The 22,112-nt window shown below is 44.0% G+C and carries 20 protein-coding genes; 2 read left to right on the plus strand and 18 right to left on the minus strand.

The window, feature by feature from the left end:
* Window positions 1-7 precede the first annotated feature (7 nt).
* From gpmI to H7F25_RS14440, 7 genes are all read right to left on the minus strand, one after another.
* Window positions 8-1,543 carry a 2,3-bisphosphoglycerate-independent phosphoglycerate mutase gene (gpmI, locus tag H7F25_RS14410; protein ID WP_024423499.1) on the minus strand — a complete coding sequence of 512 codons (1,536 nt, stop codon included), beginning with the start codon at window positions 1,541-1,543 and terminating at the stop codon, window positions 8-10.
* Window positions 1,536-2,297 (minus strand): triose-phosphate isomerase, encoded by a 762-nt coding sequence (tpiA, locus tag H7F25_RS14415; protein ID WP_017359213.1) that lies wholly within the window; start codon window positions 2,295-2,297, stop codon window positions 1,536-1,538. Before tpiA ends, gpmI begins: the two co-directional genes overlap by 8 nt.
* Before the next feature lie 30 nt (window positions 2,298-2,327).
* Window positions 2,328-3,512, minus strand: a complete 1,185-nt coding sequence (locus tag H7F25_RS14420; RefSeq protein ID WP_024426073.1) for a phosphoglycerate kinase — start codon at window positions 3,510-3,512, stop codon at window positions 2,328-2,330.
* A gap of 213 nt (window positions 3,513-3,725) precedes the next feature.
* Window positions 3,726-4,733, minus strand: a complete 1,008-nt coding sequence (gene gap, locus H7F25_RS14425) for a type I glyceraldehyde-3-phosphate dehydrogenase (protein ID WP_007500174.1) — start codon at window positions 4,731-4,733, stop codon at window positions 3,726-3,728.
* Between the two features lie 31 nt (window positions 4,734-4,764).
* Entirely contained in the window at window positions 4,765-5,802 is a 1,038-nt protein-coding gene (locus H7F25_RS14430) for a sugar-binding transcriptional regulator (protein WP_024423502.1), read from the minus strand.
* Window positions 5,803-6,111: 309 nt separating this feature from the next.
* Complete coding sequence (locus tag H7F25_RS14435) at window positions 6,112-7,485, minus strand: amino acid permease (protein ID WP_225315519.1); 1,374 nt, start codon at window positions 7,483-7,485, stop codon at window positions 6,112-6,114.
* Between the two features lie 139 nt (window positions 7,486-7,624).
* Window positions 7,625-8,818 carry an ornithine--oxo-acid transaminase gene (locus H7F25_RS14440; RefSeq protein ID WP_034280960.1) on the minus strand — a complete coding sequence of 398 codons (1,194 nt, stop codon included), beginning with the start codon at window positions 8,816-8,818 and terminating at the stop codon, window positions 7,625-7,627.
* Window positions 8,819-9,027: 209 nt separating this feature from the next.
* On the opposite strand from H7F25_RS14440, the gene H7F25_RS14445 reads away from it, so the two are divergent.
* The gene (locus H7F25_RS14445; protein ID WP_185853846.1) at window positions 9,028-10,464 is read left to right on the plus strand and encodes a sigma-54 interaction domain-containing protein; all 1,437 of its coding nucleotides are present in this window, start codon (window positions 9,028-9,030) and stop codon (window positions 10,462-10,464) included.
* Window positions 10,465-10,494: 30 nt separating this feature from the next.
* Here the strand turns inward: H7F25_RS14445 and H7F25_RS14450 are convergent, their stop codons facing one another.
* The gene (locus tag H7F25_RS14450) at window positions 10,495-11,232 is read right to left on the minus strand and encodes a FadR/GntR family transcriptional regulator (protein WP_185853847.1); all 738 of its coding nucleotides are present in this window, start codon (window positions 11,230-11,232) and stop codon (window positions 10,495-10,497) included.
* Window positions 11,233-11,403: 171 nt separating this feature from the next.
* Window positions 11,404-12,702, minus strand: a complete 1,299-nt coding sequence (rpoN, locus tag H7F25_RS14455) for an RNA polymerase factor sigma-54 (RefSeq protein ID WP_185853848.1) — start codon at window positions 12,700-12,702, stop codon at window positions 11,404-11,406.
* A gap of 70 nt (window positions 12,703-12,772) precedes the next feature.
* On the opposite strand from rpoN, the gene yvfG reads away from it, so the two are divergent.
* A complete protein-coding gene (gene yvfG, locus H7F25_RS14460) occupies window positions 12,773-12,988 on the plus strand; it encodes a protein YvfG (RefSeq protein ID WP_024423509.1) in 216 nt (71 codons plus the stop codon).
* Window positions 12,989-13,009: 21 nt separating this feature from the next.
* Here yvfG and H7F25_RS14465 read toward each other — a convergent pair whose 3' ends face one another.
* The 9 genes from H7F25_RS14465 to H7F25_RS14505 form a co-directional block, all read right to left on the minus strand.
* A complete protein-coding gene (locus H7F25_RS14465; protein WP_185853849.1) occupies window positions 13,010-14,335 on the minus strand; it encodes an MATE family efflux transporter in 1,326 nt (441 codons plus the stop codon).
* Between the two features lie 136 nt (window positions 14,336-14,471).
* Window positions 14,472-15,287, minus strand: coding sequence for a nickel import ATP-binding protein NikE (gene nikE, locus H7F25_RS14470; protein WP_185853850.1), 816 nt, complete (start codon window positions 15,285-15,287; stop codon window positions 14,472-14,474).
* Window positions 15,288-15,300: 13 nt separating this feature from the next.
* On the minus strand, window positions 15,301-16,116 hold the full coding sequence (locus H7F25_RS14475) for an ABC transporter ATP-binding protein (RefSeq protein ID WP_185853851.1): 816 nt from the start codon (window positions 16,114-16,116) through the stop codon (window positions 15,301-15,303).
* A 4-nt stretch (window positions 16,117-16,120) separates the two neighbouring features.
* On the minus strand, window positions 16,121-16,954 hold the full coding sequence (gene nikC / locus H7F25_RS14480) for a nickel ABC transporter permease subunit NikC (RefSeq protein ID WP_024423513.1): 834 nt from the start codon (window positions 16,952-16,954) through the stop codon (window positions 16,121-16,123).
* On the minus strand, window positions 16,951-17,895 hold the full coding sequence (gene nikB, locus H7F25_RS14485; protein ID WP_024423514.1) for a nickel ABC transporter permease subunit NikB: 945 nt from the start codon (window positions 17,893-17,895) through the stop codon (window positions 16,951-16,953). The genes nikC and nikB overlap by 4 nt, the downstream gene beginning before the upstream one ends.
* A gap of 18 nt (window positions 17,896-17,913) precedes the next feature.
* Window positions 17,914-19,536 (minus strand): nickel ABC transporter substrate-binding protein, encoded by a 1,623-nt coding sequence (gene nikA, locus H7F25_RS14490; RefSeq protein WP_185853852.1) that lies wholly within the window; start codon window positions 19,534-19,536, stop codon window positions 17,914-17,916.
* 149 nt (window positions 19,537-19,685) lie between these two features.
* The gene (locus tag H7F25_RS14495) at window positions 19,686-20,864 is read right to left on the minus strand and encodes a DegT/DnrJ/EryC1/StrS family aminotransferase (RefSeq protein WP_185853853.1); all 1,179 of its coding nucleotides are present in this window, start codon (window positions 20,862-20,864) and stop codon (window positions 19,686-19,688) included.
* Window positions 20,864-21,550: an acetyltransferase gene (locus tag H7F25_RS14500; protein WP_185853854.1), complete on the minus strand. Its 687-nt coding sequence runs from the start codon at window positions 21,548-21,550 to the stop codon at window positions 20,864-20,866. Before H7F25_RS14500 ends, H7F25_RS14495 begins: the two co-directional genes overlap by 1 nt.
* Window positions 21,513-22,106, minus strand: coding sequence for a sugar transferase (locus H7F25_RS14505; protein ID WP_080780828.1), 594 nt, complete (start codon window positions 22,104-22,106; stop codon window positions 21,513-21,515). Before H7F25_RS14505 ends, H7F25_RS14500 begins: the two co-directional genes overlap by 38 nt.
* Window positions 22,107-22,112 lie beyond the last annotated feature (6 nt).

Below are 22,112 nucleotides of genomic sequence, written 5' to 3' on the forward strand. Positions count from 1 at the left end.
AATTTTTTTATTTCTGAATTAATGATGTTCCTGTCATCTCTTTTGGTTTTTCAAGACCAAGTAAGTCTAAAAGCGTTGGAGATAGATCAGCTAAAATGCCGCCTTCTCTAAGCGTCGCACCTTTTTTCGTCACGATGACTGGTACAGGATTCGTTGTATGTGCAGTATGCGGCTTTCCTTCTTCGGTAATCAGCACGTCTGCGTTACCGTGGTCTGCCGTGATGATGGCATGTCCGCCTTTTGCCAGGATTGCGTCGACTACAGCTCCTAAGCACTCATCTACTGCTTCAATGGCTTTGATTGTTGGCTCAAGCATACCTGAATGACCAACCATATCCGGGTTAGCAAAGTTCAGAATGATCGCATCATGCTTGTCAGCATTGATGTCTGCAACAAGTGCATCCTTTACCTCATAAGCACTCATTTCCGGCTTGAGGTCATAGGTTGCTACATCTGGTGAATTGATTAAGATGCGGTCTTCACCAGGAAATTCTTCTTCACGTCCACCGCTCATAAAGAACGTGACATGAGGATATTTCTCTGTTTCAGCAATCCGCAGCTGTTTCAATCCGTTTTGAGAAAGCACTTCTCCTACTGTGTTATCCAAATTCACTGGTTTGAAGGCAACATAGCCATCTACCGTTTCACTGAAGTGTGTGAAGCAGACGAAGTGTAAATTCTTCGGATGAGCTTCTCCGCGGTCAAACGAGCGGAAATCTGCATTTGTGAAAGTGTTTGAGATTTGGATGGCACGGTCTGGACGGAAGTTATAGAAAATCACAGAGTCGCCGTCGTTTACTTTGGCAACCGGCTCACCATTTTCTCTCGTAATGACAGATGGAATAACGAATTCATCGTAGATTCCATTTTCATAGGAGTCATCAACGACATCATAGATGTTTTGATAACTTGGCCCTTCACCATATGCCATCGCGCGGTACGCTTTCTCCACACGATCCCAGCGTTTGTCACGGTCCATTGAGTAATAGCGTCCTGAAAGTGTTGCCACTTCACCGACACCGATTTCTTTGATTTGTTCTTCCAGCTGTTTCAAGTACACTTTGGCTGTCTTCTGACCAACATCACGTCCGTCCAAGAAGCCATGAATGTATACCTTTGTTAAGCCTTCTTTTTTCGCCAGCTTCAGCAGGGCAAAAAGATGCTGGATGTGACTGTGCACACCGCCGTCTGACAAGAGTCCAAATAAATGAAGCGCCTTGTCATTCTCTTTTGCATACGTCATTGCATCTAGGAACGTTTCGTTTTTCTCAAATTCCCCTTCACGAATGGCAACATTCACCCTTGTTAAGCTTTGATACACAATGCGTCCTGCACCGATGTTCAAATGCCCAACTTCAGAGTTCCCCATTTGACCTTCCGGGAGACCTACTGCCTCACCTGAAGCCGTTAAGGTTTGATGCGGAAATTCGTTCCAGTAGCGGTCAAAGTTCGGTTTTTTTGCTTGTGCGACAGCGTTACCGACTGTTTCGCCTCTTAAACCGAACCCGTCTAAGATGATTAATGCAGCTGGTTTCTTACTCATATTGACCTTCCTCCAATAATTGAACGAAAGACTGAGGTTCTAAGCTTGCGCCGCCTACCAAAGCACCGTCAATATCGGATTCTGCCATATATTCTTTAATATTTGCCGGCTTCACGCTTCCGCCATATTGAATGCGAAGGCTGTCTGCCGCTTCTTGACCAAATTCGCTTGCAACGGTTTGGCGGATGTGTGCGCAAACGTCGTTTGCATCTTTCGCTGTAGAAGATTTTCCTGTACCGATAGCCCAGATTGGCTCATATGCAATCACAGATTCAGCAACTTGCTGCTTCGTTAAACCAGCTAGTGCTTTCTTCACTTGATCAGCGACAAGTTCATTTGTTTTGCCAGCTTCACGCTCTTCAAGCGTTTCACCTACACAAATGATTGGAACGATGCCATGCTTGAATGCAGCATGTGCTTTTTTGTTCACTGTTTCATCTGTTTCAGCAAAGAATTCACGGCGCTCTGAATGCCCAATCACTGAATAGCCGATGCCTAAATCTTTTAGAGCAGCAGGGCTGATTTCACCAGTGAATGCACCATTTTCTTCAAAGTGCATGTTTTGTGCACCAATTTTAAGGTCTGTTCCGTTTGATAGGCTGTTTAGCTTTTCAAGGAAAAGAGCTGGCGCACAGACAATGGATTCCACTTTGTCAGGAGATGGAATAGATGACTTGACTTCTTCAACGAAGCTGACTGCTTCGCCAAGTGTTTTGTTCATTTTCCAGTTCCCAGCTATAATTGGTTTTCTCATGATTGACACTTCCTTATAGCAGTTTTGGTCTTATTTATCGTTTAATGCAGTAACACCAGGAAGTTCTTTGCCTTCCATAAATTCAAGTGAAGCGCCGCCGCCTGTAGAAATATGGCTCATCTGATCGGCAAGACCAAATTTCTCAACAGCTGCTGCTGAATCTCCACCACCAATGACAGAATATGTATCTTTTGCTTCTGCCAGTGCTTCTGCGATAGCTTTTGTTCCTTTAGCGAATGCATCGATTTCAAATACACCCATTGGTCCGTTCCAGACAACAAGTTTGCTGTTTTTAATAACGTCAGCATACTTTTCTCTTGTCTCTGTTCCAATATCAAGTGCTTCTAGATCACTTGGAATTTCAGAGATTGGCACAATGCTTGTATTCGCATCATTTGAAAAGTCGTCGGCTACCAGAACATCTGTTGGAATCAGGAAGTTCACGCCTTTTTCTTTTGCACGGTCCATAAAGGATTTCGCTAAATCGACTTTGTCTTCTTCTAATAGAGATTTCCCTACTTCGTGGCCAAGTGCTTTCACAAATGTGTAAGCAAGTCCGCCGCCGATGATGAGGTTGTCCACTTTATCAAGAAGACTTTCAATCACACCGATTTTATCCTTTACCTTTGCGCCGCCGATAATCGCTGTAAATGGGCGATCAGGATTTGAAATGGCTTTCCCTAGAACCTCAAGCTCTTTTTGCATGAGGAAGCCTGAAACAGCCGGAAGATAAGCTGCAATACCAGCTGTCGATGCATGTGCACGGTGTGCAGCACCGAACGCATCATTGACATACACATCGGCTAAATCAGCAAATGCTTTTGATAATTCAGGATCGTTCTTTTCTTCACCAGGATAGAAACGAACGTTTTCAAGCACTAGCACATCTCCTTCTTTTAAGTCAGAGATTTGCTTTTTCACGTTGTCGCCGTAAGCTTCATCTGCTTTTTTCACTTCTTTTCCAAGAAGCTCTTGCAGACGTTTTGCCACAGGTGTCAGACGCAGTTCTTCAGTAACTTGACCCTTCGGACGACCCAAATGACTAGCTAGCAGTACCTTTGCGCCTTGTCCTGTTAAATACTCAATTGTTGGTAATGCTGCGCGGATACGAGTATCATCCGTCACTTCTCCGTCCTTCATCGGAACGTTAAAATCTACGCGGCAGAACACAACTTTACCTTTTACGTCAATGTCTTTTACTGATTTCTTATTCATGCTCGTCAGGAGATCCTCCTTTATTCTGGTTTCCTTACGCATTGGACAAGACTCTCTTTATCCTTTTCCCATTTTGCCCTCATCAAAACGAGAAATCGTGCAGAACGGATAAAAACAGAGAAAAAGGGAAAGGGATGCTTCCCCTTCCCTTGTCCGTCTTCATTATATCGTGTCTCTAGGAAAGAACCAAGTGAGTTCCTTCAGTGTGAGAAATTAAAGACCTTGTTTTGCAATGTAAGCTGCAAGGTCAACAACGCGGTGAGAATATCCGCTCTCGTTATCGTACCAAGAGATTACTTTCACCATGCTGCCTTCCATTACCATTGTAGAAAGAGCATCGATTGTTGAAGAGTTTGCATTACCATTGTAGTCACCAGATACTAATGGCTCTTCGCTGTAGCCAAGGATTCCTTTAAGTTCTCCTTCAGCTGCTTCTTTAAGTGCTGCATTTACGTCTTCAGCTGTTACATCTTGGTTTAATTCAGCAACAAGGTCAACTAAAGAAACGTTAGGTGTTGGAACACGCATAGCGCCACCGTTTAATTTACCTTTAAGTTCAGGCAATACAAGTGAAACAGCTTTCGCAGCACCTGTAGAAGTTGGGATGATGTTTTCCGCAGCTGCACGAGCACGACGGTAGTCTTTGTGCGGAAGATCAAGAATTTGCTGGTCATTTGTGTATGAGTGAACAGTTGTCATCATACCGCGTTTGATACCAAATTTATCGTTAAGTACTTTTGCAAATGGAGCTAAGCAGTTTGTCGTACAAGATGCATTAGAGATGACATCGTGGCTAGCTGCATCGTATTTGTCTTCGTTTACACCCATAACGATTGTGATATCTTCTTCGTTAGCAGGAGCAGAGATGATGACTTTTTTAGCGCCAGCTTCTAAGTGTTTCGCAGCGTCTGCACGTTTTGTGAAGAATCCAGTAGATTCAACAACGATTTCTACGCCTTGTTTACCCCAGCTTAATTTCGCAGGGTCACGCTCAGCTGATACTTCGATTGTTTTACCGTTCACTACTAAGTTTGTACCGTCTACAGAAACCTCTGCATCTAGTTTTCCGTGAACAGAGTCATATTGTAAAAGGTGTGCAAGCATGTTAGCATCTGTTAGATCGTTAACCGCTACTACCTCAACTTCAGGATTATTTAATGCTGCACGAAATACGTTACGTCCAATACGTCCAAATCCGTTAATACCGACTTTTACTGCCATGATGTTTCCTCCTTTTATAGGTCACAATGTTTTATATTGAGGGATCAATTGACTCCCTTAATAACTCTTTTGCGGCTCCTTCGTCTGTGACGAGAACCGTTCGGCGCGGTTTTTTGAAATAAGCTTCAATCGCCCCCGCCTTTGATGATCCACCTGCAACAGCAATGATGTGTGGAATGCTTTCTAGATCATCTAGCTGCATGCCGACGGAGTGCACTTTGTGTACGACCTCACCATCACGATTAAAGTAATAGCCAAAGGCCTCTGTCACTGCGTCATGCTCATCAATCTTCTTTAAATCTTCAGCTGGTGTATTTCGTCTCATCGCCATTGTTTTTGCTTCACCAATACCATGAATGAGCATTGTGGACGATTTAATCGTTTGAAGCACTTCTTTGACGGACGGCTCTTCAATAATGGAAGAGTAAGCACCTTCTGACAGCTGCCCTGGAACAAACAGCAGTTTGTAAGTACCGGAAGCTTTTTCAGCCATGTGGGCACAAATGGTGTTTGCCTGATTTTTTACATTCTCCCCAAGACCGCCTCTCGCAGGGACAAACATCGTATCGCGGTTTTTGGCATCAGGGGTCATCATTTCGGCAACGGCTTCCATCGTCGTTCCGCCAGTGACGGCGACGATATTATTTCCAGTAAACCTTTTTTTCATGCATTGGACAGCAGCTCTTCCCATTTCTTGCTTCACCCACGGGGATTCGTCACTGTCTCCAGAAACGATCATGACTTCTTCCAGGCCTAACTTTCTCTTTAATGTATTTTCCAAAAAGGTTAAACCTAAAACGTCCTTCATCATTCCTTCAAGCATTTCAAGCAAAGCGTGACCCTCACTCGTCAGCATCATACCGCTCGTTTTCACATCCAGCAGATTTTGTTCTTTTAAAAACTGAACTTCAGCACGTAAGATGCGCTCACTGAGACCAAGACTTGTCGCAAGACTTCTGCGGCCAATCGGTTCAGCTAATCTGATGTACTGCAAAATGTCGTAGCGTTTTTGCATAACAATGAGAAGATCTGGCAATAATTTTTTTTGAGCTTCCAATAAACGATTCATGGCTAACGACCCTTCCTTTTCACGTTGGACTAAAAACGTCCCACTGTGACAAAAAACGTCCCGCCACAGCCAAAAAAAATCAATCCCTGCTTTCTTTAATTATTTTAACAGGATAATCTTGCATTTTCAACTCTTACAAACACATTTAGACAAAAAATAGACACATTTTCACCGATAGCCTGCTTGTCATCAAGGTTCTTGCGATGATATTTCTTTTCAAAATATTTATTTTCTTTTATATAGAATGTATTCACGATGGAAAATGTGCATGCTGGTGATATGAGCATGCACATTTTTTTCAGGACCTGCTTATGTTTTTGTGATGCTTCCAAACTGTTTTGCCTCTTCCTTCGGTTTGATTTTGAGATAATAAATAATGTAGCAGGCAGCCATGAACGGGATTCCGCAATAAAGGCCGATCCGCTGATCCTCGATAAAAAATAAGCTGATGAGGACGATGCCAAATGCGATAAAGCCTGCTAGTGGAACAAATGGATAAAGCGGTGTTCGGAAGACGAGATCCTTTACATCTCCGCCCGCCTTTATGAATTGTTTTCTAAAGAAATACTGAGACAAGCAAATAGACATCCATACCACAACAAGAACCATACCAGAAATAGAAATGAGCCACACATACACCGTTTTTGGTGCCACAACACTTGTCAGCAGAGATAGGGCAGATACGCCCATTGTCACCAATAGTGCATTGATCGGAATTTTACGCTTGGACAGCTTTTTCGTAAATTCAGGTCCTTTCCCGTCTTTCGAAAGCGACCAAAGCATACGTGATGATGCATATAATCCAGAGTTTGCTACAGATAAGACGGCTGTGATGATGATAAAATTCATGATATCTGCCGCATATGGTATACCGACCTTGTCCAGCACGACGACAAACGGGCTGTCGACAGTGCCTGCTGTCTGCCACGGAAGAAGCGCGGCCAGAACCGCAATAGATAAAACGAAAAAGACCATCGTTCTCCAAATAATATTTCGTATAGAACGAGGCAATGTTTTTTCAGGGCTTTCACTCTCTCCTGCTGCAATCCCTACAAGTTCTGTTCCTTGGAAGGAGAAATTGACCGTGACCATGGTTAATAAAATAGCAAAAACGCCGTTAGGAAATAGTCCGCCATGATCCGTCAAATGACGAAATAGAGGGGCTGGTTCTCCATCTTTCAGATGAATCATTCCGAAAATTGCGCCAATTCCAATGATAATAAATAATAGGATGGCAGCGACCTTAATGGCTGAAAACCAAAACTCGGTTTCAGCAAAGCTGCGAGCTGAGATGGCATTCACGGCAAATAAAATCACGCTAAATGCAAGACACCAAAGCCAAACAGGGATATCTGGGAACCACCTTTGGAGCAAAATGCCTGCTGACGTAAACTCCAGTCCTATTGTACATGCCCAGCTAAACCAATAAAGCCAGCCGATCATAAAGCCTGTGGACGGACCTATATATTTGGTTGCATACTCCTGAAAGGAACCCGCTGTCGGCATCGCCACCGCTAATTCTCCAAGACAGAGCATCACCAAATACATTAACAATCCGCCAATGATAAAGGATAGAATGGCTCCCCCGGGTCCAGCCTGATGGATAATGAGTCCTGACCCAAGGAAAAGACCAGTACCAATGACGCCGCCTAAGGCAATCATAAAGAGATGCCTGCTTTTCATGGAACGTTCTAGTTCATTATGCTGTTCTTGGTTCAAATCCGTTTCCCCACTTTCACTCTTCTATTCATCATCCTTTGACAAAATTCGCTGTTCGTTGAAAGAGAAAGGGAGAAAGTGAAGGTTTCTCCCCCTTTGACATTTATGCTTGAAATAATGCTTCAATATGACCAATCGCCCAGTCTAAATCTTCTTTAGATATCGTGAGAGGCGGTGCAAAGCGGATGACGGTCTCATGGGTTTCCTTACATAACAGCCCTGCTTGTTTCAGCTTCTCACAATAAGGTCTCGCTGCCTCTGTCAGCTCCATGCCGATAAATAATCCGCGGCCGCGAACTTCCTTGATGACAGGGCTTTGAATGCGCGTGAGTTTGTCTTTTAAGTATTCGCCAAGCTCCATAGAACGCGCTGCAAGGTTTTCGTCGATTAAGACATCCAGTGCAGCCAGCGACACCGCACACGCAAGAGGATTTCCGCCGAAGGTAGAGCCATGAGATCCAGGGTTAAACACACCTAATATATCGCGGTTTGCGACCACACACGAGATTGGGAATACACCGCCGCCTAAAGCTTTTCCAAGAATCAGCATATCTGGCTCAATGTCTTCCCAGTCACATGCAAACATCTTGCCTGTTCGCGCTAATCCGACCTGAATTTCATCCGCAATGAACAGCACATGTTCCTTTTCACAAAGCGCTTTCGCTTCCTTCAAGAAGCCTTCTGGCGGCATGACAATTCCCGCTTCTCCTTGAATAGGTTCGATCAGAAAAGCCGCTGTTTGTGGTGTAATGGCTTCACGTAACGCTTCAATATCTCCGTAAGGAATCAGTTTAATGCCTGGAAGCATTGGACCGAAACCTCTTTGATATTCTGCTTCAGAAGAAAGGGAAACAGCCGTCATCGTTCTGCCATGGAAGTTACCGACGCACGCAATGATTTCTGCGCGATTGTCTTCGATTCCCTTGACGTCATAGCCCCAGCGTCTTGCTGCTTTTACAGCTGTTTCTACAGCCTCAGCGCCAGTATTCATCGGGAGTGCCATCTCTTTATTCGTCAGTTGACAAATTTTCTCATACCAAGGGCCAAGCTGATCATTGTGAAAAGCTCTTGAAGTCAGTGTCACACGGTCTGCCTGTTTTTTGAGCGCCTCAATAATGCGGGGATGGCGATGGCCTTGGTTCACCGCGGAATACGCACTCAGCATATCCATATATCGATTGCCTTCAGGGTCTGTCACCCAAACTCCTTCAGCCTCTGAAATCACAATTGGCAGCGGATGATAGTTAGCCGCACCATATTGTTCGGTTTGTTGAATCAATTCATTTGTCTGTGTCATCGTCTATTCCTCCTTCTATAAGCTAGCCTCTTTTTCATTAGGTTCATCTTCACACATATGATATGCAAGGATCGTGCCAACTTTCTGCCCGCATTGTGGCAGTGATTGATCTGGTTCTTTGTGCAAAATATCTTTGCACCTGCCAAATTTTTTAGAGGAAACCGCAAAATTTTTCATGTAAAATAGAGGTAACGTCTGGAGGTGCTTCAATGAAAGAAGATCAGTATACTGCAAAGCTGGAAAATGAGATTGATCTGTATAAACAAATGCTTGATTTAATAGATGTCGGGGTTCATGCAATTGACGAGAATGGCAATACTGTTATTTATAATAAAAAAATGATGGAGATTGAGTCTTTGAAACGCTCTGATGTTCTCCATAAAAATGTATTAGACCTCTTCGTCTTCCAAGACGAAATGCACAGTACGCTTGTCCAAGCGCTGCGTACCGGGAAACAAACCGTTCATGCAAAGCAGACGTATCATAATTACAATGGAAAAGAAATCACAACGATTAATCATACATACCCGCTCGTTCGAGACGGCCTCATCCAAGGAGCGGTTGAAATTTCGAATGATGTGACCAAGCTGGAACGGCTGATTCACCACAATATGAAGAAAAAAGGAAGCACGCGCTTTACCTTTGATTCCATTATTGGACAAAGCCCTGCGTTTTTAGAGGTGATTGAGCATGCAAAACGAGCGACACGCACCTCTTCCTATGTGCTCATTGTTGGAGAAACAGGGACAGGAAAAGAACTATTTGCACAAAGTATTCATAACGGCAGCAGCCGGTCATCTGGACCATTTATTACCCAAAATTGCGCGGCACTGCCTGATAATCTCATTGAAAGTCTGCTCTTTGGTACACAAAAAGGGGCTTTTACAGGCGCAACTGATCAGCCCGGCTTATTTGAACAGGCGCAGGGAGGTACACTGCTGCTTGATGAGATCAACTCATTAAATCCTGGTCTTCAAGCAAAACTGCTGCGTGTATTACAGGAGAAACGTGTGAGAAGGCTTGGCAGCACAAAAGAAATCGCTGTTGATGTAAGAGTCATTGCCAATATGAATGAGGATCCTGTAGATGCAATCGCAGGCGGACGCATGCGCAAGGATTTATTTTACCGGCTGGGTATTGTCACCTTATTTATTCCGCCGCTTTCTGAACGAAAAGAAGACATTCCTACGTTTGTCAGTCATTTTATTCAAAAATATAATGAGCTGTTTCAAATGAAGGTGAAGGCGGCTGACGAAGAGGTACTAGCCCTTTTTCAAGCGTATGATTGGCCGGGTAATGTACGAGAACTGGAGCATGTGATTGAAGCGGGGATGAATATGATGATGGATGAGGATTACTTATGCATGCATCACCTTCCATATCATTTTAGATTTAAACATAGGGAAGGCCGTCCTGCAGCGCAATTACAGACGAACCCTTTGCAGCATACCGCAGCTGACACGTTTATTTATACAAGCCCAGAACATACGACTGATTTTCAAACCCAAATGGAACGATTCGAAAAACAATACATCGTCCATTACTTAGAAAAAATGGACGATAATATTTCACAGACTGCAAAGTTATTGGGCATGAGCAGGCAAAGTCTGCAATATCGCATGAAAAAACTGCATATTTCTCGTTAATAATAGAGCTGTGCCCTCATTCGGCACAGCTTACTGTGGTTCTGACTGTCCTGCCGGTTCTTGACTCACATCACTCAGCAGTTTTTCTACATTTTTTAAATGCGTGAGCATCGCTCTTTCTGCTTCTTCTGGCTGTCTTGCCATGACGGCTTTGTAAATGTGTTCATGTTCTTTGTAAAGCTGCCGAATGGAGGCTTTCCTTGAAAATAAGACGACTTTTCTCGTTTCCCGCATTGTTTCTACCAGCAAGGTGGAGACCTGATTCATTAACGCCTTTAATAAATCATTCTTTGAGGCTTTGGCTAAGGCGAGATGGAAGGAGAAGTCTGCTTCTTCACCAGTTTCTTTATGTGCTTCTGCGAGTTTCATTTGTTCGAGTGCCTCACGCAGCTGATGAAGGTCATCGTCCGTTCGCATGAGCGCTGCCTTTTTGACAGCACCCGTCTCAATTATGGTTCTTAATTCAAGGAGCTGTGTGACATCATGCTGCTTCATCAAAAATGCAGGAGACAGGCTAAATGTGAGCTGCTCAGGATCAAACTGCTTCACATACGTGCCTTCCCCTTGCTTCATCTCTATTAATCCGATCGCTTTGAGAGCAGACAGTGCCTCTCTTACAGCGGAACGGCTGACTTGAAAGCTTTCTGAAAGCGCTTGAACCGAATCTAATTTTTCCCCTGGAAGAAGCTCACCTGTACGAATGGATTCAATTAATGCATCCGCAATTTCTTCATATATTTTTTTCGTTTTGATTTGTTTATATTTCAATTGGTCTCACCTCATCACTGTTGTCTATCCCTATCGGCTCATGCCCTATCTTATACTTTACCCCAAAATTTCCGATCACACGTCTCCCCTCTTTAATTTTCAAGAAATCTTCGAGCTGCCTTGCTTTCAACAAAAAAGAAGCACGTGCCATGTTCTGGCAAGTACTTCTTTTTAATCGTATCGCTTCCGCAGCGTAGAGGACGGAAGATTCATTTGTTCACGATATTTTGCAATGGTTCTGCGCGACGCGCGGATGCCAAAGGTTTGCTGAAGCAGTGTCATAATTTGCTGATCTGAATACGGTTTTTTCTTATTTTCCGTTTGGATGAGCTCTGCAATGTGCGTTTTGACTGTGTAGCTGGACGCCTCTTCTAGCGAATGCCCTTCTAATTTCGCTTGGAAAAATTGTTTCATTTCCATAAGACCATAAGGGGTTTGCACCATTTTCCCTTTTACAGTCCGGCTGACTGTTGACTCATGGACTTGCAGTATATCTGCAATCCGCTTCATCGTAAGCGGTTTCATTTTATGTTTCCCCGTTAGAAAAAAATCGGTCTGATGTGAGATAATCTCACGAACGACATGAGTCATCGTTTGCTTTCTTTGCTTCAGCGCTTGGACAAGCCAATTGTACTGCTGCTCTTTTTCCTTTAAATACGCATATGCTTCATGCCGCTTTTGGTCTTGAATCATGGCGAAGTAGCCTTCATTCATTTCTACGTCTGGAAAAGCGCGCTGATTCAGCTCAAATGTGATGTGATCCTGCACCACAGTAATTGTCACATCAGGCTCTATATACACATGCTCTTCATCATATGAGAAATGAAGGCCTGGTCTTGGTTCAAGCTGAGACACTTCATCTTGTACCGCCTGGAGTGTTTTCATTGAAACACCTGTTTTGGCCGCAATTTCCTTCCAAGCCTTTCTCGCAAAAAGAAAGAAATGCTCTTCGATGATCAGCTCGGCTTCATACCAGCGCTTCTTTTTCCTTCTCAGCTGAAGGAGGATGCATTCCTGCAATGATTTTGCGCCAATCCCGGCAGGCTCCAGCGATTGCAGCTGATGAAGGACAGCTTCTACTTCTTCAGCTGGCACCTCTAAGACAGCTGCCATTGCGTCAATCGGTTCATTTAGATAGCCATTGGAATCAATGGAGTCAATCATAAAGTGAAAGATTCTTTGATTCTTTTCACTTAAATTCAAATCAATCGCCTGTCTTTTTAAAAACATTTGCAGGCTTTCTTTTTGATGCGTTCGATACGGCTCTGTCATTCGATCTTGTGATTTTTTATGATAAACTGGTTGATAGCTGTCCGTGTCTTTCCGCTCAATCAGAGGGTTCTCAAGCGCTAACTGGTCAAGATACTCGCCGAGCTCTGCGCAATTCAGCTGCAGCAGCGTAATGGCCTGCCTAAGTTCTTGTGTGAGCACCTGCTTTAATACCTGTTCTTGTTGCAGTTTAAGGCTCATTGTCTCCCCTCCCTCTCATCATTTTACATGAAGATTGACGGACCGTATATACGAAATAGGAGTGATTTCTATGTCTGAACTTTTTTCCGTTCCATACTTTGTCGACAACTTGAAGCAGCACATCGCCATGAACCAAAATGAAGACAAGGTTCATGCGATGAATGCCTATTACCGCTCAGTAGTGTCAACGCTTGTTCAAGACCAGCTGACCAAAAATGCGGTTGTATTGAAGCGAATTCAGCATCTTGATGAAGCCTATCAAAAGGTGAAAAAAGAAAGCGAATGAACGAAAAAGAACACCCTTTTGTCAAGATGACAAAGGGTGTTTATCATATGCAAAAAGCTTCTGATCCAGCCTCGATTTATACATCATTAAAAAGCCAGACCGCCCTACAGTATAGATGATAAAGGCAAACCATAGGCCATGATTGTGCCAAATGGGCGTGACTGCGGTTTGAACGACGATAAACAAAATCATCGCAAACAGCATCGAATTTCTAACAGGGGCAATTTCTGTCGCACCTGTAAATACGCCGTAAATGACCAAACCGAAGCAAGCCGCAAATGGATAAAGAACAAGCCAGTCTGCATAGCGTAATGTCACATCTAGCAGCTGAGGGAGATTTGTAAACAAGCTCAATATCGGCTCTTTTAATAAAAAATAAACCGCCGCAATGACACATGCCATCACAAGTGCCCACTGCCTCGAAAGGGTTAAGGTTTTTTCATAAAGGGTGCGGTCATTTGCACCAACTGACCTGCCAACAAGGATGCTGGACGCATTGGCAAAACCATCGAACAAATAAGCCATGATGTAGTGAATTTGAAATAAGATGGCATTGGCTGCCAGCAGCTCTGTACCAAAAGAAGCACCTTTTGCCGTAAACATATTGATGACCACTAGCAGACAGATCGTCCTAATGAACAAATCTTTATTCACATGAAACATTTTCTTCACTGCCTGAGTATCCATGATTTTCTTGATGGAAGGCATCTGGAATCCGTTTGACGAATGCTTCAGAATGATCCATGCCCCTAACACAAAAGCGGTTAGTTCAGATATCAATGTCGCAGCCGCAACTCCTTTGACCGCAAACGAAAACACATGAACAAGCAGAAATGCGAGCGCCATATTCATAACATTGATCAAGATTTGTAATGAAAGAGCTTCTTTCATTTTAGCCATCCCCATCAGCCAGCCCAATATGACATAATTCATTAAGGTAAATGGCGCTCCCCAAATGCGAATATGAAAATAGTCTGCGGCAAATTGACGGACATCAGCATCAGGAGAGATCACTAGAAAAGCAGATTGAATGATCGGCCATTGCAGGGCAATAAAACAAAGTCCGACAATGATGGCGACGAAAAAAGGTCTTAGAAAAGCAAGAACGCCCTGCTCCTCATTCTGCGCACCGTTTGCCTGGGCGGCAAAAGCAGATGTACTTACCCGCAAAAAACCAAACAGCCAATATAATGTACTGAAAATGAGACTGCCGACCGCAACGCCTCCAATATAAGCGGGATTTGCGAGCTGACCGACAACCGCTGTATCAACAGCTCCCAGTAATGGAGTGGTCATCGTTGAAATTGTTAAAGGAATGGCCAAAGCTAAATACGCTCGATGGTTCACGATGCCACCTGCCTTTCATGAAAAATAGCCTCTTTCCTAAAAGAGGCGCAGATTGCCTGCAAAGAGGCTTTCGCTCTTTGCTTTTTACCGAATGCGACGCTTTGGCTGCACGCTGAGGCATTGGTAAAATGAAGATTTACCGAACCGGTCTGCCAATCGTTCGTGACAAAGGATGGTCTGCGAGCATTGCATCTCTCATTTTCCGTACCGCTTCCTCTTCTGATGAAAAGAAGTCATCCTTTGATTGAAATTGGGCAGCAAGCTCTCCTTGATCAAGAATCGCCAATTGATCACATAAGTGATAGGCTGCTGTTATATCATGTGTAATAAATAAGTAAGCCACACCCAGCTCCTTCTTTAATTCTACTAATAAATCTAAAATGACAGCCTGTGTGACCATGTCTAAGCTGCTGACAGATTCATCAAGTACAATGAGCTTTGGCTGGAGCAATAAGGCTCTAGCGATGTTGATCCTTTGCAGCTGGCCGCCGCTGAATTGGTGTGGATATTTAGACAAATCCTTTTCACCGAGCCCGACTCTTTCCAGCCAGTGAATCATTACATTTTTACGTTCCTTTCGGCTTATGGATTCGTAGTTTTCAAGCGGCTCAGATAAAATTTGTTCGACTGTCCATCTTGGATTTACCGCCGAATAGGAATCCTGAAACACCGCTTGCACATGCCGGCGAAAATGCTTACGTGTTTGCTGATCTGCATGATAGACATCCTGACCTTCAAAAAGCACCTGCCCAGCTCTTGGTTTCTCTAGACCAAGTATGATGCGGCCCAGTGTACTTTTCCCTGCGCCGCTTTGTCCCAGCAGCCCAAGGCAGGTGCCTTCTTCAATAGTTAAATCGACGCTTTTCAGGACAGGGGCTGCGCCTTTTTTTCTCATTAGAAACGACCGGTTCGTGTATGCATGACTGACTGCTTTCACTTCTAATAAATGCAAGGGCCTTCTCACCTCAAATCGGGCAAACAGCTGGAATCGATGGACGAGCTGCTAATAGTTTTTTTGTATAATCATGTTTTGGTTGTTCAAAAATCTCAAGAACTCCTGCCTTTTCAACAATTTCTCCTTGTTTCATGACGACAACTTGATCTGCCATTTCAGCAATGACACCAAGATCGTGGGTAATCAGTAAAATGGCCGTTCCATAGTCATGACGAATTTGGTTCAGATGCTGAAGGACCCGTTTCTGATTGTGTACATCTAATGCAGTTGTCGGCTCATCTGCAATGATGAGGGGCGGGTGCATACAGGCAGCCATGGCGATCATGACACGCTGCAGCATCCCTCCGCTTAATTCAAAAGGATACTTATTGAACAGCTGGTCTGGCTGCGGCAGATTCATTTTCGCTAACGCATCTATTGCCTGTAATCGTGCCTGCCTTTTACTGACAGCCGTATGCCGGCGGATCGTTTCAACCAGCTGATGGCCGATTGTCCATACCGGCGTAAAGCTGTTCATTGGATTTTGCATAATATACGAGATGTCTTTGCCCCGAATGGAACGCATATCCTTTTCACTTATACCGATCAATTCTCGTCCCTGTAATGTGATACTGCCAGTGACTTCCGTTGTTTTTCGATCAAGCATATGCAAGATCGACATACTTGTCACTGTTTTTCCGCAGCCGCTCTCACCAATTAATCCAAGGATTTGACCGTGCCCTACTTCAAACGAGACTTCTTGAATAAGAGGGGTTGTCCCTTGAGGAGTTATCGTCTGCACATGCAGGTTCTCTACTTGTAAAATGGACTCTTGCACATTGATCATTCCTTTACACACGGCGTTTGATGCCATATTTCTCTGAAAGGGCTTCTCCTAGTAAATTAAACAGAACCACCACAGCCATGATCACAAGACCTGGGTACAGCATTAACTGAGGATTCGTTTGAATGTAAGATTTCCCTTCATGAATCATCGCTCCCCATTCAGGCATAGGAGGCTGAACCCCTAATCCGAGGAAAGACATCGCAGAAATGTCCATAATCGCCCATCCCATTTCAAGTGTTCCAATGACTGCTAATGGCGGCAGGACATTGGGAATCATATGCTTTCTCATAATGTTCCAATGCGAGGTCCCACTGATTTTTGCAGCTGCAATAAAGTTCTGTTCTTTTAAACTGAGCACCATTCCTCGGAAGACGCGGGCATAATATACCCATTGCACAAGCATCAAGGCAAGTACGACTTGAGGAAGTCCCGGACCGAAGATGCCGACTAATCCAAGAATCAGCACCAGGTTGGGAAATGCCATGACACCGTCACAGATTCTCATCAAAACATGATCGATCCAGCCGCCTTTGTATCCTGAAAAGAGGCCGACAATTAAACCAATGAATAACGAAGAAAGAAAGATTAATAACGCACAGCCGAGCGAAACACGCGCACCATATAAAATACGAGATAAATTGCACCGTCCTAATTGATCTGTTCCAAGAGGATACTCCCACGAAGATCCCTTTAGCTTCATTGCTAGATTGACAGCAGCCGGATCATGTGGAGCGATCCATGGTGCACATATTGTGACAATGAGCAGGAGACCGAGCAGCAAAGCGCAGATCGAGATCATCTTTTGATGAACGAAGAGATGTTTTACTTTTGTCATCATTGCTGGCGGCCTTCCTTTCTAGAAATACGGGGGTCTATGATCAGCTGAACTAAGTCAACGATCAAGCTGCTCAAGATAAAAATACATGCCGACATGAGGACATAAAATTGAATGACAGGCAGATCTCTGTTAAAGATCGCTTCAATAAAAAAGCGGCCAAACCCTGGCCATGAGAAAACGGCCTCTACAATAATGGTTCCGGTTAACAGCTTGCCAAGGTTCACCCCTAGTCCGGTCAGCATCGGCGATATCGCAATTCTGAACACATGCTTGAACATGATCGATTGTTCCTTCAAACCTCTGATTCTCGCATATTGAACGAAAGGCTCTTGAAGCGCCTCACTCACACTTGACCGTAACAGCCTTGTATACGTAGCAATTAAAGGAACTGCCAGTGTGATCGACGGCAGAATGAGATGCTCCCATGTTCCAATCCCTTCAACTGGTAAGAGGTCAAGTTTCACTGAAAAAAAGAAGATGAGCAAATACCCCAAGACAAACGTCGGGATAGATGCTCCTAAGAAAGAAATGAGCCGGCTCACATGATCAACGGCACCATTTTTCCTCATGCCGCTGAAAAAGCCGAGCGGAATGCTGACACAAATAGCGATCAGCAGACTGGTAAGCGCCAATTGGATTGTCGCCGGTATTCGATAAATCACCTCATCAACGACAGGCTGATTGGACATATACGACCGGCCGAAATCAAGGTGAATGACTTTTTCAATGGTATGAAGATACTGCATATAAAACGGCTCGTCTAAGCCGAATTCACTTCGTTTTTGCGCTAATATTTCATCTGTAGGCTGGATATGAGCCGCTGCTAAATATGCCTCAGCCGGGTCAACTGGCGAGAGGTGAATCATACCAGTTGTGAGCAGTGTGGCTAATAAAAATACAGGAATAATTGATAGCACTCGTTTGACGATATAGCGGCCCATTTCCTTACCTTCCTTCTGTTACTTCAGCTTAATGCCTGTGAAAGGATGTTCATCACGATTTGCAGGGAATTCAAAGTCCTTCACAGCTTTTTGATAAACGGCTGTCTTTTTAAAATAAGAGATTGGCACAATTGCCCCTTGATCCTGTAAAGAGGATAAGACAGACGAATACAGTGCTTTGCGTTTCTTTTCATTTGTTGTGGATGGAATTTCCGTCATTTCTTTGATCAGCTTTTCCTTATTTGGATAGGCTGAGATAGCTTCTTTAAATCCAAAACCATCTGATGAGAGAACGTTCATAAATGTATGCGGATCATACGGCGCTCCGTAGTTGCTAAAGAAGTTCATATCAAACTTATTGGCTTTAAAGCGTTGAACCTGTGTGGCCAAATCCACACCCTCAAGCTTGACGCCGACACCAACGGCAGCCCATTCTGCTTGCAGCGTTTCCGCCATCGCTTTTTGAATCGATTCCGCTGAGTCATACATCATACTAAACTCAAGCTTTTTCCCATCTTTTTCACGAATGGATTTTCCTTTTGGAAGTGTCCAGCCCGCTTCATCCAGCAATGCTTTGGCTTTGTCCACATCATATTTGAAAGACTTCACTTGAATGTGTGACGTATACGGCATGTTAGTCGGCAGGATGTGATCTGCTTCATCCTCTAAACCTGAGGTGACCCCTTCTACCATTGATTTTTTATTGAAGGCATATTGAAGGGCATGACGCACTTTCTCATCTGACAGCTGATCCACTTTTGTGTTCATAACAAGCTGTCTCGTTGCAACAGGCTCTGACATTTTCGTTTCATACTTGCCGCTTGCTTCCAGCTGTTTGTAAGAATCAAGGCTAATGGTTCCTTCTCCGTAAAGTAAATCCACATCACCTTTTTCAAAAGCCATGACTCTCGTTTCCGCATCTGGGATGACCTTTACCTTGATTTCTTTTATCTTTGGTTTTTCTCCCCAATAATGATCGTTTCGTTCGAAAATGGCATAATCATCTTTCTTATATGTTTTTAAAACCCAAGGGCCTGTCCCCACTGGTTTTTTAATTCCTTTTGACGTATCTCCGTTTTTAGGGAAACCTGCTTCACCTAAGAAACGAACTGGACGAACAACGGCTAATTCTTGCACAGTTGGATAATATGGTGCTGTTAATGTGAGTTTAAATGTCTTTTTATCAACGGCTTCTGTCTTTTTGATTTTCTTAATGACACCTAACCAGCTATGTAAATCTTTATTTTTTAAAATTGTATCGAAGTTCTTTTTGACAATGTCCGCATTAAATTCAGAGCCGTCTGAGAAAGTCACTCCGTCTCTTAAATGGAACGTATACACCTTGCCATCCTTTGAAACATCCCATGATTTCGCTAATTCAGGTTTCAGCTTACCATTCTTTTGATAGCTGACCAATGGCTCATAAATCATTGATTGCGCAAATAATTGTGATGGGTTGTATACGTGTGGATTCATTTCACCAATATCTCTTGGCCACGCCATTGTGATCATATCAGGATGATCCTTATTGCCTTCTGCTCCATTGTTTGTTTGAGAGCATCCTACTAGTAAAAAGAAAATAAGCAGGAATGGTAATACTGAATTTATTTTAATTTTCGGAAAATTTCTCCAAATAGACATAAGTTGCTCCTCCTAATTGATGCTGATAATCATTTTCATTTTAAGGAGGAAGGAAGCCGTTGTCAATATCATATTTGAAACGAAATGACAATACTTATTCCGATTTATTCCATAAATTGAGGAATTTGATAGAAAGAGAGGCAGGCTGCTTACGAATGAGCAGCCTGTGAAGAGGTAAATGTTTTTTCTCGCAGCATGTCATGGAGTATATGGATGATACGTTCCTGATCTGCATCTGTCATGCTCGTTCCAGACGGAAGACAAAGCCCCCGCTCAAATAACAGCTCAGATACAGGAGTGCCTTTTTCCGCAGTATAAAAAGGGCAATGGCGAAAGAGCGGCTGCTGGTGCAGCGGCTTCCATACATGCCTTGCTTCGATTTGTTCTTTTTCTAAAGCACCAATGATATCTGCTGGAGACAATTGTGTGTCACGATCAATGGTCAATGCCGTCAGCCAGCGGTTGGATTTCGTTTCTTGATATTCTGGCATCAAATGAACACCCTCTACTTCTGATAAAGCGTCCTGATAACGCTGGAAAATGCGGCGCTTTTGTTCAACACGCTCGTCCAGCACTTCCATTTGAGCAATCCCGACCCCTGCTAAGAGGTTGCTCATGCGATAGTTGTATCCCATCTCTTGATGCTCATAGTGCACCGCTTGTTCTCTAGCCTGTGAAGCAAGAAAGCGGCATCGTTCAATCGCAGCTTCATCATCACTCACAAGCATTCCGCCCCCTGATGTTGTAATGATTTTATTTCCATTAAAAGAATAGATACCGAACCTGCCCATAGAGCCGCTTTTTCTTCCTTTATAAAGCGCACCTAACGATTCAGCGGCATCCTCAATGACTGGTACATCATATGCTTCACACAGAGCCATGATCTCGTCCATTTTTGCACTTTGCCCATATAAATGGACAACGATGACCGCACGAGGTTTTTTCCCAAGACGTTTTGATTCAACTAAGGCTTTCTCTAAAGCAAGCGGGCACATATTCCATGTCTCCCTTTCAGAATCAATAAAAACGGGCTCTGCTTGTTCATATAAAATCGGATTTGCCGTTGCAACAAACGTGAGGGTGGAACAAAAGACAATGTCTCCTTTTTGCACACCTATCAGCTTTAAAGCAAGGTGAATCGCTGCTGTTCCTGAAGATAAAGCCGCTCCTGTCTTCACTCCTGCATAGTCCGCCACCGCCTGTTCAAATTCATTCACAAGCGGTCCAAGCGGCGCAATCCAGTTGCTCTTGAAGGCTTCCTCTATTTTGAAAGACTCTTTTCCGCTCATATGCGGAGGAGATAAGTAAATTCGCTTCCTTTCTTTCATCACTTCCCACCTTCTCTCCGATCTTTGATTTCTATTGCAGGAATTCCTACAGCGACCTTCTGATCATGTATATCTCTTGTCACTGCTGCTCCAGCGCCAATGACCGTCCAGCTTCCGATCGTTGTACCCGGTGTCACCACAGCACCAGCCCCAATATGGGCCCCTTCCCGCACGGATACACCGCCAGTGAGCACCGCGCCTGGTGACAGGTGCACAAACGATTCGAGTATGCAGTCATGCTCGGCGATTGACCCTGTATTTATAATCGTATGCTCACCGATGGCTGCATCTGCTTGAACCACTGCCCTTGCCATCACAACAGTCCCCCTTCCAATGACAGATGACGGACTCATGACCGCCTCTGGGTGAATGAGTGTGGCATATGCTGTGTCTTCAAATGAAAGGCGTTCCTTCATGAGCTCTCTAATCTCATTTTGTCCGATCGCAATCAGCCATTTCATATGAGGCATTGTCTCTTTCAGCTGCTCACTCATGGAGATCGGTCCATACAAAATCCCGCTTTGAGTGACCGTCTCTTCAAATTGATCATCTAACACCGCACATAATGAGTAATCGGCATGTGCAAAAATGAGATCTTGAATGACTTTGCTATGTCCTCCGGACCCAATTAAACCAATGGTTTGCTTCTTACATATTGGTTCCTTTAAATTTTTCAGCTGTGGCATGATCCGGCTGCTGCACCCCCTCTGTTTTCATGACTTTCAGCAAGGTCATCCATAAAATTTTCATATCGAGCCAAAACGATTGATGCTCGACATACCAAAGGTCATAGGTGAATTTCTCCTCCCATGAAAGCGTGTTCCGTCCGTTCACCTGTGCCCATCCTGTTATGCCGGGCTTCACAAGATGACGCCTTGCTTGTTCTTCTGTATACATAGGCAAATACTCCATTAAAAGCGGTCTTGGCCCGACAAGACTAAGCTCTCCTTTGAGTACATTGACTAGCTGCGGCAATTCATCAAGACTAAGCTTTCGAATCAAGGCACCGGTTTTTGTTAATCGCAAATGATCTGGCAGCAGCACCCCATGTTCGTCTCGTTCATCGGTCATCGTCCGAAATTTATATAGCATAAAAGGCCGGCCATACAGACCAGGCCGCTTCTGCCGAAACACCACAGGCGTTCCAATTTTCCATCTAATCAGTCCATAGATGAGAAGAAAAAGAAGACTGCCTGCGATGAGCAGCGTCAATGCCACCATCACATCTATCATTCTTTTCATCATTGC

Origin of the sequence: Bacillus sp. PAMC28571, assembly GCF_014250435.1 — a bacterium.
GTDB lineage: Bacteria > Bacillota > Bacilli > Bacillales > Bacillaceae > Bacillus > Bacillus safensis.

Coding starts and splice junctions, on each gene's coding strand:
- gpmI (WP_024423499.1), bottom strand. CDS start 1,543: ATGAGTAAGAAACCAGCTGCATTAATCATCTTAGACGGGTTCGGTTTA.
- tpiA (WP_017359213.1), bottom strand. CDS start 2,297: ATGAGAAAACCAATTATAGCTGGGAACTGGAAAATGAACAAAACACTT.
- H7F25_RS14420 (WP_024426073.1), bottom strand. CDS start 3,512: ATGAATAAGAAATCAGTAAAAGACATTGACGTAAAAGGTAAAGTTGTG.
- gap (WP_007500174.1), bottom strand. CDS start 4,733: ATGGCAGTAAAAGTCGGTATTAACGGATTTGGACGTATTGGACGTAAC.
- H7F25_RS14430 (WP_024423502.1), bottom strand. CDS start 5,802: ATGAATCGTTTATTGGAAGCTCAAAAAAAATTATTGCCAGATCTTCTC.
- H7F25_RS14435 (WP_225315519.1), bottom strand. CDS start 7,485: ATGAAAAGCAGGCATCTCTTTATGATTGCCTTAGGCGGCGTCATTGGT.
- H7F25_RS14440 (WP_034280960.1), bottom strand. CDS start 8,818: ATGACACAGACAAATGAATTGATTCAACAAACCGAACAATATGGTGCG.
- H7F25_RS14445 (WP_185853846.1), top strand. CDS start 9,028: ATGAAAGAAGATCAGTATACTGCAAAGCTGGAAAATGAGATTGATCTG.
- rpoN (WP_185853848.1), bottom strand. CDS start 12,702: ATGAGCCTTAAACTGCAACAAGAACAGGTATTAAAGCAGGTGCTCACA.
- yvfG (WP_024423509.1), top strand. CDS start 12,773: ATGTCTGAACTTTTTTCCGTTCCATACTTTGTCGACAACTTGAAGCAG.
- H7F25_RS14475 (WP_185853851.1), bottom strand. CDS start 16,116: ATGATCAATGTGCAAGAGTCCATTTTACAAGTAGAGAACCTGCATGTG.
- nikC (WP_024423513.1), bottom strand. CDS start 16,954: ATGATGACAAAAGTAAAACATCTCTTCGTTCATCAAAAGATGATCTCG.
- nikB (WP_024423514.1), bottom strand. CDS start 17,895: ATGGGCCGCTATATCGTCAAACGAGTGCTATCAATTATTCCTGTATTT.
- nikA (WP_185853852.1), bottom strand. CDS start 19,536: ATGTCTATTTGGAGAAATTTTCCGAAAATTAAAATAAATTCAGTATTA.
- H7F25_RS14495 (WP_185853853.1), bottom strand. CDS start 20,864: ATGAAAGAAAGGAAGCGAATTTACTTATCTCCTCCGCATATGAGCGGA.
- H7F25_RS14500 (WP_185853854.1), bottom strand. CDS start 21,550: ATGCCACAGCTGAAAAATTTAAAGGAACCAATATGTAAGAAGCAAACC.
- H7F25_RS14505 (WP_080780828.1), bottom strand. CDS start 22,106: ATGAAAAGAATGATAGATGTGATGGTGGCATTGACGCTGCTCATCGCA.